This is a genomic window from Candidatus Dactylopiibacterium carminicum (assembly GCF_014736495.1).
GTDB lineage: Bacteria > Pseudomonadota > Gammaproteobacteria > Burkholderiales > Rhodocyclaceae > Uliginosibacterium > Uliginosibacterium carminicum.
This window is the reverse complement of record NZ_MDUX01000070.1, coordinates 1-15,458: the sequence shown is the minus strand read 5'-3', so window position 1 is coordinate 15,458 and position 15,458 is coordinate 1. Positions and strand designations below refer to the sequence as shown.

The 15,458-nt window shown below is 65.7% G+C and carries 12 protein-coding genes and 1 pseudogene; 7 read left to right on the top strand and 6 right to left on the bottom strand.

Going from position 1 to position 15,458, the window contains the following annotated elements:
- Positions 1-701, bottom strand: a pseudogene (locus tag BGI27_RS15730) (hypothetical protein); the annotation flags it as partial.
- 234 nt (positions 702-935) lie between these two features.
- Between BGI27_RS15730 and hpnC the strand changes: the two are divergent.
- Genes hpnC through BGI27_RS15705 form a run of 5 tightly spaced genes read left to right on the top strand, consistent with a single transcriptional unit; the run spans position 936 to position 5,438 of the window.
- Complete coding sequence (hpnC, locus tag BGI27_RS15725; RefSeq protein ID WP_095525770.1) at positions 936-1,748, top strand: squalene synthase HpnC; 813 nt, start codon at positions 936-938, stop codon at positions 1,746-1,748.
- 1 nt (position 1,749) lies between these two features.
- A complete protein-coding gene (hpnD, locus tag BGI27_RS15720) occupies positions 1,750-2,583 on the top strand; it encodes a presqualene diphosphate synthase HpnD (RefSeq protein WP_095525769.1) in 834 nt (277 codons plus the stop codon).
- Positions 2,584-2,608: 25 nt separating this feature from the next.
- Positions 2,609-3,076, top strand: coding sequence for a DUF6678 family protein (locus tag BGI27_RS15715; protein WP_095525768.1), 468 nt, complete (start codon positions 2,609-2,611; stop codon positions 3,074-3,076).
- Entirely contained in the window at positions 3,073-4,383 is a 1,311-nt protein-coding gene (hpnE, locus tag BGI27_RS15710) for a hydroxysqualene dehydroxylase HpnE (protein ID WP_095525767.1), read from the top strand. Before BGI27_RS15715 ends, hpnE begins: the two co-directional genes overlap by 4 nt.
- Before the next feature lie 2 nt (positions 4,384-4,385).
- Entirely contained in the window at positions 4,386-5,438 is a 1,053-nt protein-coding gene (locus BGI27_RS15705) for an RNA methyltransferase (protein WP_095525766.1), read from the top strand.
- Between the two features lie 36 nt (positions 5,439-5,474).
- Here BGI27_RS15705 and tadA read toward each other — a convergent pair whose 3' ends face one another.
- Positions 5,475-5,945, bottom strand: coding sequence for a tRNA adenosine(34) deaminase TadA (gene tadA / locus BGI27_RS15700; protein WP_095525765.1), 471 nt, complete (start codon positions 5,943-5,945; stop codon positions 5,475-5,477).
- A complete protein-coding gene (locus tag BGI27_RS15695) occupies positions 5,942-6,154 on the bottom strand; it encodes a DUF6116 family protein (protein WP_095525764.1) in 213 nt (70 codons plus the stop codon). Before BGI27_RS15695 ends, tadA begins: the two co-directional genes overlap by 4 nt.
- 144 nt (positions 6,155-6,298) lie before the next feature.
- Here BGI27_RS15695 and BGI27_RS15690 point away from each other — a divergent pair, with 144 nt between their 5' ends.
- On the top strand, positions 6,299-9,412 hold the full coding sequence (locus BGI27_RS15690) for a UvrD-helicase domain-containing protein (RefSeq protein WP_095525763.1): 3,114 nt from the start codon (positions 6,299-6,301) through the stop codon (positions 9,410-9,412).
- A 161-nt stretch (positions 9,413-9,573) separates the two neighbouring features.
- Complete coding sequence (locus BGI27_RS15685) at positions 9,574-10,776, top strand: MFS transporter (RefSeq protein WP_095525762.1); 1,203 nt, start codon at positions 9,574-9,576, stop codon at positions 10,774-10,776.
- Positions 10,777-10,792: 16 nt separating this feature from the next.
- On the opposite strand, the gene BGI27_RS15680 is transcribed toward BGI27_RS15685, so the two are convergent.
- Genes BGI27_RS15680 through BGI27_RS15670 form a run of 3 tightly spaced genes read right to left on the bottom strand, consistent with a single transcriptional unit; the run spans position 10,793 to position 15,389 of the window.
- Positions 10,793-13,882 carry an efflux RND transporter permease subunit gene (locus BGI27_RS15680; RefSeq protein ID WP_095525761.1) on the bottom strand — a complete coding sequence of 1,030 codons (3,090 nt, stop codon included), beginning with the start codon at positions 13,880-13,882 and terminating at the stop codon, positions 10,793-10,795.
- Positions 13,879-15,024 (bottom strand): efflux RND transporter periplasmic adaptor subunit, encoded by a 1,146-nt coding sequence (locus tag BGI27_RS15675; protein ID WP_223871848.1) that lies wholly within the window; start codon positions 15,022-15,024, stop codon positions 13,879-13,881. The genes BGI27_RS15680 and BGI27_RS15675 overlap by 4 nt, the downstream gene beginning before the upstream one ends.
- A 2-nt stretch (positions 15,025-15,026) precedes the next feature.
- The gene (locus BGI27_RS15670) at positions 15,027-15,389 is read right to left on the bottom strand and encodes a TolC family protein (RefSeq protein WP_095525759.1); all 363 of its coding nucleotides are present in this window, start codon (positions 15,387-15,389) and stop codon (positions 15,027-15,029) included.
- Positions 15,390-15,458: the final 69 nt, after the last annotated feature.

Genomic DNA, 15,458 nt, shown 5'->3' with positions numbered 1-15,458 from the left:
ACACCCAAATTCCAGAATGTAAACACATTCCGGATACTGTGAACAGGCTCTAGCAGCTCGCCGATGCGCATGGCCGTTTCAATCGCGAGCAAAAACGCAGCGGCCACCTCGCACGATAGCGTATTGATTCGCTCCCCATCCCACCCGAGCGCAAGCGTAATCCTCTGAATTTCATCATCACCAATCCGGCGCGTTCTGTGCGCCGGCATTGATGGCCGACGCACCTGGGGCAGCGGGTTTTCCGACATCCATCGCCACTCTCTGGCCGCAACGGAAAGCACGCTGCCCAGCAGATTCATTTCTCGTCTAACGGACCCCGGAGATACAACCTGCAAGCGCGCGTTGCGCCATTCGGCCAGCACATCAGCGCCGATGTCCGATAGCTGCTTTTCAAGCCAGGGAAGCTCCTGGCGCGACACCTTTCCCGTCCGTCGATCAACGTGTCCCATCCAGGATCTGATTCGGACAGACTCCCAAGCATGTCCGCGACGTTTCGGACTCTCCTCTTCCAGAAAACGCTTGAGCGCTTCCCGCACGGTCCTGCGAGGCACCCCACCCGCCGCCACATTATCCGCTTCAGCCTCTACACTCAAAGCCCAGGCCGCAGCCTGCGCCTTCGTTGCAAACGTTGCGGAACGCCGCACCCCCTTCTTTCGAACCGTAACGCGCCACGCTCCGGACCGCTTCTCAAACGTTGCCATTTCGACCCCTATGTCATGGGGCAATTTTGGGGCAGTACGCGAGATAAGAACAGGCAAAAAGAGGAAAAATGCGCTTTTTTTTGCGCCCCAAGATACGCGCAAACCAGCGAAAACACAGGGGAAACGACAATATTCGGGGCTATGTGGCAGAATGCGGACCCGCTAAGGAATGTCCCTTCCTGGGCACCAGCAGCACACATCAACGCCGCACCAGGCCGCAAGGCCTCTTTCGCCATGAGCGTCGATCACTACGAGAATTTCCCCGTCGCTTCCCTGCTCCTGCCGCGCCCTCTGCGCGAGCCGGTCGAAGCCATCTATGCCTTTGCGCGCAGCGCTGACGACATTGCCGACGAAGGCGATGCCGATGAATCCGGCCGGCTGGCCGGTCTTTCAGCCTATCAGCAGCAGCTCGACCTGATCGAAGCCGGTGACACACCGGCGGATCCGATGTTCGCGCGGCTGGCACGTGCCGTGCACGCATGGCAGTTACCGGTGCCCTTGCTGCGGGATCTGCTGGATGCCTTTGCCCAGGATGTGGTGAAGAAGCGCTACGCAGACTTCCCGGAACTGCTCGATTACTGCCGCCGCTCGGCGAATCCCGTGGGTCGCCTGCTGCTGCATCTGTACCGTCAGACCGGTGCCGACAACCTGCGCCGCTCGGACCTCATCTGCTCGGCACTGCAATTGATCAATTTCTGGCAGGACGTCGGTGTGGACTGGGCCAAGGCCCGCGTCTACCTGCCGCAGGACAGCCTCGCGCGCTTCGGCGTCACGGAAACGCAGAGCGCCGCCGCACAGGCGGACGAGCGCTTCCGCGCGCTGATGCGCTTCGAAGTGCAACGTGCGCGCGCCATGATGCTGGAAGGTGCGCCACTGGCTACGGCGCTCCCTGGCCGCGTCGGCTGGGAGCTACGGCTGGTCGTGCAGGGGGGCCTGCGTATCCTGGAGAGGATAGAAGCAGCCGGTTACGATGTATTCCGCCAGCGCCCGGTGCTCGGCAGGCCGGACTGGCTGCTGCTCGCCTGGCGGGCGCTGTGGATGAGATGAAATGACGCCTGACGACTATTGCGAACAGAAGGCCGCTGCCAGTGGCTCCAGCTTCTACTACAGTTTCCGCTTTCTCACGCCCGAACGCCGCCGCGCCATCACCGCGCTGTACGCCTTCTGCCGCGAAGTGGACGATGTGGTCGACGAAACTAGCGATCCGGAAGTTGCCGCACGCCAGCTCGACTGGTGGCGCATGGAGGTCGGCAAGGTCTACACCGGTCAGCCGGAGCACCCGGTCGGCCAGGCATTGCAGCCTGTGGTGCGCGACTTCCGTCTGCCGCAGGAGCAGTTGCTGGAGATCATCGACGGCATGCAGATGGACTTCGAACAGGCCCGGTATGCCGACTTCAAGGCGCTGCAGCTGTATTGCTACCGCGTGGCCAGCGTGGTCGGCCTGCTTGCCGCCGAAATCTTCGGCTATACCAACCGGCAGACGCTGAAATATGCCCATGATCTGGGCATCGCTTTCCAGCTCACCAACATCATCCGCGACGTCGGCGAAGATGCGCGCCGTGGGCGCATCTATCTGCCGGTGGCCGAGCTGGAGCAATTCCAGGTGCCGGCGAAGGACATCCTGGAAGCCCGCGACAGCGAAAACTTCCAGCGTCTCATGGTCTTCCAGATCGAACGCGCCCAGCAGTATTACGACCAGGCGCTCGCCTTGCTTCCACCGGAAGACCGCAAGGGCCAGCGCGCCGGCCTGATCATGGCTGCGATCTACCGCGAAACCCTGCGTGAAGTGCAGACCGATGGCTGCCGCGTGCTGACCCACCGCATCTCGCTGACGCCGCTGCGCAAGCTGTGGCTGGCACTGAAGGCGTGGGTGAAGAGCTGATCACTCACAACAAGAGCCGATAATCATGACCGTCGACTTCGACACTATCTTGGCCAGGAATGCCAGAAACGCCCGTTTTCAAGATGAGCGAAACCGGCTGAAGAAGGTTGCTTCCGAACGAAGATTGGGAGGACTGGCAAATGACACGAAGTGGGATGAGCTGATCCTATGGGTACGGGCCCAGACCGACTATCGTCCTGAGCATCGCTTTAAACGTATCGACAGCGCCCACGTTTCGAATTGGGACTCCGAGTGGCATTTCCACCTACCTTATCCATTGTCCTCGATCGAATGGCTGGAAATCAGCTTTTTGAGGATCAAACACAGGGCGACATTGGTTCCTCACATCACAGAAGATCACTCGGCACTGATTGAATCCGTACTTCAAACGATTGGCCTGGACTATGTGAAAGGACGCTCGGCATTCCGAATCTTTGGATATGCTCCGCGCAATTTGCACGATTTTGAAACGGCCTCAATTACCTCACCATGACCCCCCGCATTGCCATCATCGGTGCCGGTTATGCCGGCCTCGCCGCTGCCGTCGAGCTGACCCGCGCGGGTGCGGAAGTGGCCGTGTTCGAATCCTCGCGCGTGATGGGCGGGCGCGGGCGCGTGGTGGAGAAGGACGGCCTGCGGCTGGATAACGGCCAGCACATCCTGCTCGGCGCCTATACCGAAACCCTGCGCCTGCTGCGCCTTCTCGGCGTCAGCCCCAAGCGCCTGCTCTCCCTGCCCTTCGTGCTGCATGTACCGGGCCGACTCGATCTGCGCGCGGCCAGCCTGCCGGCGCCTTTCCATCTGGCGGTGGGGCTGCTGAAAAGCCGCGAGCTATCCTGGGCGGACCGCTTTGCGCTGCTGCGCCTGATGCGCTATCTGAAGCGACGCCACTACGTGCTCGGCGAGGATTACCCGGTCAGCGAACTGCTGGCCCGCACGCGCCAGACGCCGCTGCTGGTCGAGCTGATGTGGGAGCCGCTGTGCCTCGCCGCGCTCAACACACCGCTCAAGGAGGCCTCGGCCCAGGTATTCGCCAACGTGCTGCGCGACTCCGTGGGAGCCGCTGCCTCGGCCTCCGAGATGCTGCTGCCGCGCGTGGATCTCACCGAGCTGCTGCCCGTGGCCGCCGGCCAGTATCTGGCGCGGCATAGCCAGGAAATCCTCATCGCTACGCCGATCAAGCAGGTTTGCAAGGTGGCGGGCGGTTTCCATCTCGAGGGAGACCCCGGCGGCTCGGCAGTGTTCACGCACGTGATCGTGGCCACCGCGCCGTATCACGCCAGCGCGCTGCTCGCCGGTTTCGACGAACTCACACGGCTGCGCGCGCAAATCGACGAGCTGCCCTACGAACCGATCACGACGGTCTATCTGCGCTACGACGAGCCGGTACGCCTGCCCGAGCCGATGATCCAGCCCAGCGGCTGCCAGGTGCAGTGGCTGTTCGACAAGCAGGCCATCACCGGCGAGCAGGGGTTGCTGGCAGGCGTGATCTCGGCCAGCGGGCCACAACATGCGCTCTCGCGCGAGGATCTGGTGCTGGACACCCATCGCGCCGTGGAAGCCCTGTTCCCGCAGCGCAAGCTGCGCGCACCAAGCTGGTCGCAGGTCATCACCGAGAAACGCGCCACCTTCGCCTGTCGGCCCGGCGTGATCCGGCCGCGCACGCTCACACCGGTGAAGAATCTGTTCCTGGCGGGCGACTACATCAATTCGCCTTACCCCGCCACGATCGAATCCGCCGTACGTTCCGGGCTCGAAGCCGCACGCCAGGTGCTGCGCAGCCAGAGCCGGCCGGATTGAGCATGCAGATCGCCAGTCTCCGCCAGCGCCTGCAGGCGCTGGGCGCCAAGCCCGAGCACGAACGCCGCATCTTGCGTGCCTGGCTGCAAGGCCTGCCGCTGGATGCCGGCTGCAGGCGTGCCGAGGATGTGCTGCCCAGAACCGTACGCGAAGCCCTGCCAGCGCTGCAGGCCGAGCTTCATGCGCTGGCGCAGCTGCAAAGCGAGCACCCGGGCGCCGATGGTTCGGCGCGTCTGCTGGTCGGGCTGCAAGGCGGCGACAGCGTGGAAAGCGTGCTGCTGCCGCGCGACGGCCTGTGCATTTCCAGCCAGGTCGGCTGCGCGGTGGGCTGCGTGTTCTGCATGACCGGGCGCGATGGCCTGCTGCGTCAGCTCGGCAGCGCCGAGATCGTGGCGCAGGTGGTGCTCGGGCGAATGCATCGCCACGTGAAGAAAGTCGTCTTCATGGGCATGGGCGAGCCCGCGCACAATCTGGAAAACGTGCTCGAAGCCATCGATCTGCTCGGCACGCTGGGCGATATCGGCCACAAGAATCTGGTCTTTTCCACCGTGGGCGATCCACGTGTTTTCGAGCGGCTGCCGCAGGGGCAGGTCAAACCTGCACTGGCGCTGTCATTGCACACCACGCGTGCCGATCTGCGCGCGGAACTGCTGCCCCGCGCTCCGCGCATGGCACCAAAAGCGCTGGTCGGGCTCGGCGAAGCCTACGCGCGGGCCACGGGCTATCCGATCCAGTATCAATGGACGCTGCTTGAAGGCATCAATGACACGGCGGAAGAACTCGACGGCATCGTGCGCCTGCTCAAGGGCAAGTACGCGATCATGAACATGATTCCCTACAACGCCACCGAGAATGATCGCTTCTGCCGCCCGGCCTGGGAGGCCGCCGAAGCCATCGCGCGCCAACTGCACCGCCGGGGCGTGCTCACCAAGCTGCGCGATTCGGCCGGGCAGGACGTGGAAGGCGGCTGTGGCCAGTTGCGCGCCCGCATCCAGGCCGAGCGGCCGGTACGGATGCAAAAACGGAATCAGGCGTCCAGACAAGACGCAGTCTGAGTGCAGACAGGCCGCCATCGTTGGGCGGTCTTGCCCCTATGCCGTCATCACCCGCCCGCGCCGGGCGGAGAAGAATGCCGACAGCAGGCCGCCGCATTCCTCGGCCAGCACGCCCCCTTCTATCGTGGCGTGATGATTGAGGCGCTGCTCGGCATAGAGATCGAACACGCTGCCGGCCACACCGGTCTTCAGATCGCGCGCACCGAACACCACGCGGGCGATCCGGGCGTGGAAGATCGCGCCGCTGCACATCGCGCAGGGCTCCAGCGTCACGTACAGCGCGCACCCCGGCAGCCGATAGTTGGAAAGATTTTTCGCCGCATCGCGCAAGGCCATCACCTCGGCATGCGCCGTGGGATCGTGGCGGCCGATGGGCTGGTTGAAGCCGCGCCCGACGATCTCGCCCTCGCGCACCACCACCGCGCCGACCGGCACCTCGCCCAGGCTGCCGGCCTCGCGCGCCAGTTCCAGCGCCACATGCATGAAGACTTCGTCCTGCGTGCTCATGACTTGCTCCCGCGTTGTTTCCAGGCCGCCAGCAGCAGCGAGCCCAAACCCAACAGGATTTCGTCGATGAAAGGAATGAAATCCGGCAGGATCAGATCGACCACGAAAAGCCCCAGAACGAGCAGGAAAAGATTCGGAAAACGCAGTTTCCGCGCAAAGCCCACCAGAGCGGCGGGCAGGAATTTCGCAAACACACGTACGACGGCCATGTCGATACTCCTCATCCTCACAGGCCACGAGCGCCGAGGATACCGGACTCGCACCGGCACGTCAGCCGCTGCCGCGCGGCCTTCACGCCTGCCGCCGGCAAGCGGTAATCTTCAGGCTCTCGCCCGCCTCACGCCTCGCCCGTCATGCCCTTTCACGCCGACCTGCACATCCACTCCAAGTATTCCCGCGCCACCAGCCGCGATCTGGATCTGGAGCATCTCGCCTGGTGGGCGGCACGCAAAGGCATCGCGGTGGTGGCGACCGGCGATTGCGTGCATCCGGCATGGCTGGCGGAGCTGAAGGAAAAACTGCTGCCGGATGGCAACGGCCTCTTCGCCCTGCGTCCGGAAATCGAGGCCGAGGTGCTGAAAAGCCTGCCGCCCAGTTGCCGCACGCCGGTGCGCTTCATGCTCTCCACCGAAATATCGACCATCTACAAGAAAGGCGAGCGCACGCGCAAGGTCCATCACGTGGTCTATGCGCCGGATTTCACCACGGCGGACCGGCTGGCCGCCAGCCTCGCGCGCATCGGCAACATCGCCTCGGATGGCCGCCCCATTCTTGGCCTGGATTCGCGCGACCTGCTCGAAGTGGTGCTGCAATCCGGCCCGCAAGCCTATCTCGTTCCTGCCCATATCTGGACGCCCTGGTTCGCGGCCCTGGGCTCGCAGTCCGGTTTCGACTCGATCCAGGAATGCTATGGCGATCTGGCCGGCCACATCTTCGCGGTGGAAACCGGCCTATCCTCCGATCCGGAGATGAACTGGCGCGTCTCCTCGCTGGATGGCTTTCGCCTGATCTCCAACTCCGACGCGCATTCGCCCGCCAAGCTGGGCCGCGAGGCCACGCGCTTTTCCTGCGCGGCGGACTATCACGCCATGCGCCGTGCGCTGGAAACGGGCGATGGCTATGTCGGCACGGTCGAATTCTTCCCCGAGGAAGGCAAGTACCACATGGACGGGCACCGCGCCTGCGGCGTGCGCCTCGATCCCCGCGAAACACAGGCCCATGGCGGCCTCTGCCCGGTATGCGGCAAGCCGGTAACGGTAGGCGTGGCGCACCGCATCGAAACGCTGGCAGACCGCGCCAGCCCTCTGCCGCCGGCCACTGCCGGCAGCGTGAGCAGCCTGGTGCCCCTGCCCGAGATGCTGGCCGAAATTCTGGGCAGCGGCGTTGCCTCGCAAAGCGTGACGCAGGCCTACGACCGCGTCTCGGCACGGCTCGGGGCAGATTTCAGCGTGCTCGGCGAGGCACCGCTGGAAGACATCCGCCAGGCGCACCCCCTGTTGGGTGAAGCCGTGGAAAGGCTACGCGCCGGCCGCGTGATCCGCGAAGCCGGCTATGACGGCGAATACGGTGTGATCCGCCTGTTCGAGGAAGGCGAGCTGGATCGCCTCACCCGGGGCGACATGCTCTTCGACCTGCCGCTGCCGACACGCAAACGCGCTGGCAAAGCCGCACAAGCCAGGGCTGAAGTTCCCCCGCCGCCAGAGTCTCAGCCAGACAGGCCGGCGCCCTCCGGCCGCACCGGCATCCTGGCCGCGCTCGATGCCGAGCAGGCCGAAGCCGCTGCAGCCGTGAGCGGCACGCTGATCGTCACCGCCGGCCCCGGCTCGGGCAAGACGCGCATGCTCACGCATCGCATCGCCCATCTGGTCCGCGAACTTGGCGAACCCGCCCAGGCCTGCCTTGCGATCACCTTCACCCGCCGTGCGGCAGAAGAGCTGCACACGCGCCTGAGCGCGCTGCTGCCCGGCGAAGCCGACGGATGCGCCATCCATACCTTCCATTCGCTGGGCCTCGCCCTGCTGCACGCCGAAGGCAATGCTGCCGGCCTGCCCGCGGATTTCCGCATTGCCGACGAGCGCGAGCGCGGCGCCCTGCTGGCGGAAAGACTGGGGATCGACAAACGCCAGGCGCAGCGCCTGCTCAAACGCATCTCGCTGCTCAAGCGCACCGGCGGCACGCCCGCTGACGAGGAAACCGCCAGCGCCTTCGCAGCACATCAAGCGCTATCCCGGGCCGCTCACTGGATCGATTTCGACGATCTCGTCGCCCTGCCGGTGCAGATCCTGGCAGGCGACGACGCCATCGCCCGCCGCTGGCGGCAACGGTTCCGCCATATCTGCGTCGATGAATTCCAGGATGTGGACACCAGCCAGTACCGGCTGCTGCAGTTGCTCGCACCGGAGGCTGCCAGCCTCTGCGCCATCGGTGACCCGGATCAGGCGATCTACGGTTTCCGCGGCGCGGATGCCACCTGCTTCGATCGCCTTGCGCAGGATTGTGCCGGCACCCGCAGCCTGCGCCTGGGGCGCAACTACCGCTCCACCGGCAGTATCGTCAGCGCGGCCAGCCAGGTCATCGGCCACGGCAACCCGGAAGACATCACCCGCCCGATGCAAGCGCCGCTCACCCTGTACGTCGCAGCGGATGAACGCGCCGAAGCCGATTTCGTCGCCGCCACGATCGAAAGCCTGCTCGGCGGCCACGACATGCTCGCCGCGAATCGCAAGGGCGCGGCGGCACCAGACGGACGATCGCTGGGCTTCGCGGACTTCGCCGTGCTCTATCGCACCGATGCACAAGCCGCCGCGATACGCGAAGCGCTGGATCGCGCCGGCATCCCCTGTGCGAAGAGTTCGCCCGCGCCGCTGGCCGGCCATTCCGGCGTGGAAGCGTTGCTGGCGCAATTGCAGCAGCAGGCGGTCGGTCTATCGGCGGCGGCGCTGCCCGCGCACATCGCAGCGGCAGCCGAAGCACTGCGCCCGCTGCAGGATGATGTCGGCCAGGCAGCCCTGAGCGAAGCGCTCCATTGGCTGATGGCCCTTGCAAGCGAGGCAAGCGGCGAAGTACAGCTGCGCGAGCAGGTCGCGCTCTCCACCGAAGCGGATTTCCGGGACGCCCGCGCCGATCGCGTCTCGCTGCTGACCTTGCATGCGGCCAAGGGGCTGGAGTTCCCGGTGGTGTTCGTGGTCGGCGTCGAGCACGGCCTGATCCCGCTCACCTGGGGCGCCACGGAGACCGGGACCGACCCCGAGAACCTGGCCGAGGAGCGCCGCCTCTTCTACGTGGCGCTCACCCGCGCCAAGGATCGCCTTTTCCTCACCCGCGCCCGTGAACGCAGCTGGCGCGGCCAGCGCCGCACGCCACCGCCCTCGCCTTTCCTGGACGACATCGCGCCAACGCTGCTGCACTTGCAGGCCACGCCCCCGCGCAAGCCAGGCAGCGAGCAAAAGCAGTTCAGTCTGTTCTAACCGCCGGTGCGCACGACGCATCCGGGCATACGGCTCGGTGACTCATCGGGCCGACAGGCTCTCACAAGGCGCAGTGGAATTGGCGGGCCATGCGGCCTAAAATCGCTACTCCCCCGCATCACCTCCCATCCGGTGGATTCGATCCGCCGTCACCGAATTTCATGACTACGCCTGCCGCACTCTGGAACCGGGACTTCCTGCTCTCGGCGATCTTCAATTTTCTCGGAATCCTGGTTTTCTACCTGCTGGTCGTCATCATCGGCCCCTATGCGGTTGACGTGCTGCACGCCTCGATCAGCGCTGGCGGGCTGGCCGTGGGCTCTTTCATCGTCGGTTCCCTGATCGGTCGGCTGGCAACCGGCCAGCTGGTGGACCGGGTGGGTGGCAAACCCATGCTGGTCATCAGCGCGATCGCTTTCACGCTGATGACTATGTCCTACCACTTCATTCAGGACATGGCCACGCTCATCGGCATACGCCTGCTGCACGGGATTGCGCTCGGCGTGGCGGGCACGGCCGTGGGCTCGATCATGGCGTACAGCATTCCCCCGGCACGCAAGGGAGAAGGCGTCGGCTACTTCAGCCTGAGCACCACATTCGCCTCGGCCATCGGCCCCTTTCTCGGCTTGTTCCTGATGAACCACGCCGGCTTCGGTGTGATCTTCATCGCATGCAGTGCCGCTTCGCTGCTGGCATGCCTGTGCGCCCTGCCCATCCACGGCCGGCCGAAGCAGACTGGCACGCAGGTGGCAGCCACCCCCCGGCCTCCCCTGCGCTTCACCCTGAGTGAGCTGCTCGAACGCAAAGCGGTGCCCATCGCCTTGATCACTTTTCTGGCCTCCCTCTGTTATGCCGCCATACTCGCCTATCTTGGCGCGTTCTCCCGGTCGGCCGGCCTGAGCGGCGCGGCAAGCTTCTTCTTCGTGGCCTATTCGGTGGTCATTCTCATATCGCGGCCATTCGTGGGCCGCCTGCTGGACCGCCGCGGCGCCAATCCGATCCTGCCGCCCTGCCTGCTGTTGCTCGCCGCAGGCATGCTGCTCGTGGCCCTGGCCCAGAACAGCCTGATGCTGCTGGCCGCAACGGCCCTGATCGGGCTGGGCTTCGGCAACATCCAGTCAGTGAGCCAGGCAGTAGCGATCAAGATGGCCGGCCCCACACGCATGGGTCTGGCCACCTCGACCTGGTTCATCTTCCTCGACGCCGGACTGGGTTTCGGCCCGTACTTTCTCGGCCTGCTGGTGCCGCACACGGGCTTCCGCGCGCTCTACGGCGCCATGGCCGTGCTGGCATTGCTGACGCTGCCCGCCTACTGGTATCTGCACGGGCGCAAGGAAGCCCGCGCCCAGACGGAAGTTCGCTGATCGGCACACCGCTGATTCAGGCCGCCTCCATCCGGCGTGCCCGGCCGAAGCGGCGGGCGGCCCACTGCACGCCGTCATCCACGGCGCTGTAGACCACCGGGATGACCAGCAGGCTGAGGAAGGTCGAGGTGAGCAGCCCGCCGATCACCACGACTGCCATCGGCACCCGGAAACCCGGGTCGCCTCCCAGCCCCAGCGCGACCGGCAGCATGCCGCCGCCCATGGCGAGCGTGGTCATGATGATGGGTCGCGCGCGTTTCCGGCAGGCGTCGAGGATGGCGGCCTCGCGGCCCAGGCCATGCTCACGGCGGGCGATGAGGATGTAGTCGATCAGCAGGATGGCATTCTTCGTCGCGACACCCATCAGCATGATCAAGCCGATCAGGGACGGCATGGACAGTGCGCCCCCGGTCAGGAACAGCGCCAGCATGGCGCCAGGCACCGACAGCACGAGTGCCGTCAGGATCGTGCCGGGCTGGATGAAATCCTTGAGCAGCAGCACCAGCACCATGTAGATGCACAGCACGCCGATCAGCATGGCCACACCGAATCCCGTCATCAGCGCGGCCAGATCTTCGGCTTCGCCGAGCCCTCCGAGCCGGAGGCCGGGCGGCAGTTTCTGCAAGGAAGGCAGTGCCAGCACCGCCTGCTCGACTTCCCCCAGGGCACGGCCATTGAGCTCGACCTCGATATTGATGTTCCGCATGCGGTCATGGCGCGTGATTTCCGACGGGCCGCTGCCGATCTCCAGGCTTGCAAGGTTCTCCAGCGCCACCGGCCCATGTGCGCCGGAAACCGGCAGGCGTTTGAGCATTTCCAGATCCCTGCGTGCGTCGGCGGCCAGGCGCACCATCACCGGCACCTGCCTTTGATCCAGATGCAGTTTCGCGAGGTTCTGCTCGTAGTCGCCGAGCGTGGCGGTGCGCAGCGTCTCGGCCATGGCGGCGGCGGAGACGCCAAGATCCGCCGCGCGGGCGAAATCGGGTCTGACGACCAGTTCCGGGCGCATGAGGCTGGCGCTGGAGGTGACGGCGCCGATCCCCGGCAGACGCCGCAATTCGCGCACCACCTGACGGGCATGCCGCTCCAGCGCCTGGCCATCCTCGCCGGACAACACCAATGCGTACTTCTCGCTGGAGCCCTCCATGCCGACCGCCACCCGGGCCCCGGGCAACATCACTAGCGTCTCGCGCAATTGCCGCTCGATCTCCTGCCTGTGCACCCCGCCCCGCTGCGCGCGCGGCGTCAGGCTCAGCGTGAGCACCGCCGTTCGCACGTCGGATGCGGCCGAGGGCGTGGTCTCGACCGCCCCGCCGCCGGTGCTGCCACCGCCAATGGCGGTATAGACGCGGATGACATGCGCGTTGGGTTCGAGCATCTTGCGGGCGCGTTTGGCCAGCCGCGCCGTTTCGCGCAGCCCGCTGCCCGGTGGGAGCGTGAGGGTCACCTGGGTCTGCGCATCGTCGTCGGAGGGCATGAACGCGGTCGGTAACGACAGGCCCAAGCCCAGGCCACAGACAAGGATGGCGGTGGCGGCGGCTACGGTCAGCCTGCGGTGGCGCAGGCACCCATGCGCCAGCCGGAGATAGTGCAGGAGCCACGCCGGCTCATGTGCAAGCTTTTGCGCTGGCCGGAGCAGGAAGCGGGAGGCCATCATCGGGGTGAGCATGCGGGCAACCACGAGCGAGAAGAACACGGCGGTGGCCGCCGTCCAGCCAAACTGGACAAAGAATTTGCCCACGATGCCGCTCATGAATGCCGTGGGCAGGAAGACGGCGATCAGGGTGAAGGTGGTCGCGATCACGGCCAGGCCGATCTCCGTCGCGGCATCCATGGCGGCCTGGCGTGGCGTTTTGCCCATCAACAGGTGGCGCTCGATGTTCTCGATCTCGACGATGGCATCGTCGACCAGCACACCTACCACCAGCGAGAGCGACAACAGCGTGACGGTGTTGAGCGTGAACCCCATCCAGTGCATCAGCATGAAGCTCGGAATCACGGAGAGCGGCAGCGCGACCGCGGCCACCAGAGTCGCGCGCCCATCGCGCAGGAACAGGAAGACCACCAGCACGGCCAATGCCGCGCCCTCGTAGAGCAGGCGCATCGATCCACTGTAATTTTCGGCCACGGGATCGACCCTGTTGAATGCCTCCGTAGCCGTGACCCCCGGGTTGGCGGACAGCAGCGCGGCCAGCGCGCCACGCACCCCCTCGGCAACTTCAAGCTCGCTCGCCCCTCTGGCGCGGACGATCTCGAACCCCACCACCGGCGCACCGTCGAGCAAAGCCATCGCGCGGGGCTCGGCCACGGTATCGCTCACCGTTGCCAGCTGATCGAGCCGGATGCGGCGTCCGTCGCTGAGCGCAAGTTCGAGGGTGCCGATCTCCCGGGCCGTCCGGACCGTGGCCAGCACGCGCACCGACTGCTCGGCGCCGCCCAGCTCGATACGCCCGCCCGAGGCCTCCTGCTGTACCTGCCGGAGCTGGCGCGAGATATCCGCCGCCGTCGTATTCAGCGCGAGCAGCCGCTCGGGCATCAGATCCACCCGCACTTCCCGGCTGACGCCGCCGACACGCGTGACAGCCCCCACGCCGGGCACGGCGAGCAGCGCCCGGGTCAGCGGCTGATCGACAAACCAGGACAGGGCTTCGTCGTCCATCCGCGTCGAGGCGACGGTATAGGTCAGGATCGGCGAGCCCGAAAGCGCCACCTTCTGGATCACCGGATCGCGCAGATCGGCCGGCAGATCGCTGCGCACCCGCGACACCGCATCGCGCACCTCATCCACCGCCTCCTGCACCGGCTTTTCGAGATGGAATTCGACGGTGAGGCTGGCCTGCCCGTCGCTCAGGCGGCTCTGGATATGCTTGATGCCTTGAAGGGTCGCCAGCGAATCCTCGATCCTGCGTGCCACCTCCGCTTCCATCTGGGAGGCTGAAGCGCCGGGCAAGGAGGCCGTCACGGTGACGACAGGCAGATCCATGTCAGGAAAGTTCTGCACTTTCATGGCCGCGAAACCCAGCAGCCCGCCCAGCGTCAGCAGGATGAAAAGCAGCACGACCGGCACCGGATTGCGGATGGACCACGTAGAGACGTTCGTATTCATGGCTGCGCCTCTCGCCCGGAAAGCACGGAAACCGCGCTGCTCCCGGCTTCCACCACGCGAACGCGGTCGCCATCGCCCAGAAAGGCAGCGCCCGAGGCCACCACACGATCCTCCACGCCCAAGCCACGGACGATCTCGATGCGCTCCCCGAAGTGGCGCCCCGCGATCACCTTGGTCTGGGTCACACGGGAATCCTGCCCGATACGCATCACATAGCTGAACCCTTCGTGCAGCAGCACGGCGCTTTGCGGCAGCGTCATCACCTCATCCGTGCCCAGTTCGAATTCGCCACGCACGAACATCCCGGCACGCACGCGACTGTCAGGGGCCAGATCCACGTAGGCCAGACCGTTACGCGTCTGGAGATCGATCACCGGGGCCAGCTTCCGCAAGCGCCCCTCGATGGGGCTGCCCTCCGCGGACGCGAGACGCACCGTCTGCCCGGGCCTGAGCCTGGCCAGATCGGCTGCCGACACTTCGGCACGCCATTCGAGCCGCCCGCCCCGGATCAGGCGGAAAAGCTCCTGCCCCGCCGGCATTACGGCACCGACGCTGGCCGACCGTGCGGAAATGAGGCCATCGTCCGGCGCGTGGATCCGGGTCTGGGCAAGCTTCACCTGCTGCACGGTTTCCAGAGCCCTGGCGGCCTCCAGCCGTGCCTGCACGGCACGCTCGGCCAGCATGTATTGCTGGATCTGCTGCGCCGACAGGGCACCGCTTTCCTGCAGCACGCGGGCGCGCCAGGCGTTTGCCGCTGCGTCGGCAAGCGCCACATCGGCCTCGGCAAGCGCGGCACGGGCTTGCGCCAATTCCGCTGCCACCGTTTCGGCAGCGAAGCTCGCCAGCAACTGGCCACGACGCACGGCATCCCCCACATTCACGCGGACCTCGACCAGCCGCATGCCGCTGGCCTCAGTGCCGATGCTGGCCTCCTGCCAGGCCATGATGTTGCCACCGGCAGCAATCCGCAGCGGCATCGTGGCGGGCTGCAATCCGGCGGCGGTCACCGTCAAGGCAGCGTGTCCAGCATCTTCCTGCGCGGACCTGTCCTGAGATTTCGCCATCGACAACGCGAGCATGAGAATCAGGCCGGCAGACGCGATACCCGCCACCGGCAGTGCGAACCCTTTCAATCTTTTCATCATCAGTTCCTGATCTCTGCCGGTGCCGTCTGGGCGCCGACGAAACGGTTGAAAATCGGGGCCGGGTGCTCGGCAGCGGGGTTCGGGGAGGCCTGTGTCCATCCGCCCCCCATGGCCCGGTAGAGCGAGATCCAGGCGAGCAGGCGCTCGCGCTGCAGCTCGATCAACGCGCTCTGCGCAGCGACCTGGCTGCGGCGGGCATCCTCCAGATCGAACAGGCTGGAAGCACCGGCGCGATAAGCCGCATCGGTCGCCTGCCAGGCGCGCTCGAAACCCTCGACGGCACGCCTGGCCCCCTCGCCGCGCTGGGCAGTGCTCTCCAGCGTGACGAGTGCGCTTTCAACCTCCTGAATCGCCGTGCGCAGCCGTGCGGCATAAACTGAATCGCCCCGGGTTTCCTAGACAGCCCCGAGCTTCATGAAATACTGTTTTTC

Bases quoted from the DNA above. Each gene is read 5' to 3' on its own strand.
- hpnC (WP_095525770.1), top strand. From the start codon at position 936: ATGAGCGTCGATCACTACGAGAATTTCCCCGTCGCTTCCCTGCTCCTG.
- BGI27_RS15675 (WP_223871848.1), bottom strand. From the start codon at position 15,024: ATGAAAAGATTGAAAGGGTTCGCACTGCCGGTGGCGGGTATCGCGTCT.
- hpnE (WP_095525767.1), top strand. From the start codon at position 3,073: ATGACCCCCCGCATTGCCATCATCGGTGCCGGTTATGCCGGCCTCGCC.
- hpnD (WP_095525769.1), top strand. From the start codon at position 1,750: ATGACGCCTGACGACTATTGCGAACAGAAGGCCGCTGCCAGTGGCTCC.
- BGI27_RS15705 (WP_095525766.1), top strand. From the start codon at position 4,386: ATGCAGATCGCCAGTCTCCGCCAGCGCCTGCAGGCGCTGGGCGCCAAG.
- BGI27_RS15680 (WP_095525761.1), bottom strand. From the start codon at position 13,882: ATGAATACGAACGTCTCTACGTGGTCCATCCGCAATCCGGTGCCGGTC.
- BGI27_RS15695 (WP_095525764.1), bottom strand. From the start codon at position 6,154: ATGGCCGTCGTACGTGTGTTTGCGAAATTCCTGCCCGCCGCTCTGGTG.
- BGI27_RS15685 (WP_095525762.1), top strand. From the start codon at position 9,574: ATGACTACGCCTGCCGCACTCTGGAACCGGGACTTCCTGCTCTCGGCG.
- BGI27_RS15715 (WP_095525768.1), top strand. From the start codon at position 2,609: ATGACCGTCGACTTCGACACTATCTTGGCCAGGAATGCCAGAAACGCC.
- BGI27_RS15690 (WP_095525763.1), top strand. From the start codon at position 6,299: ATGCCCTTTCACGCCGACCTGCACATCCACTCCAAGTATTCCCGCGCC.
- tadA (WP_095525765.1), bottom strand. From the start codon at position 5,945: ATGAGCACGCAGGACGAAGTCTTCATGCATGTGGCGCTGGAACTGGCG.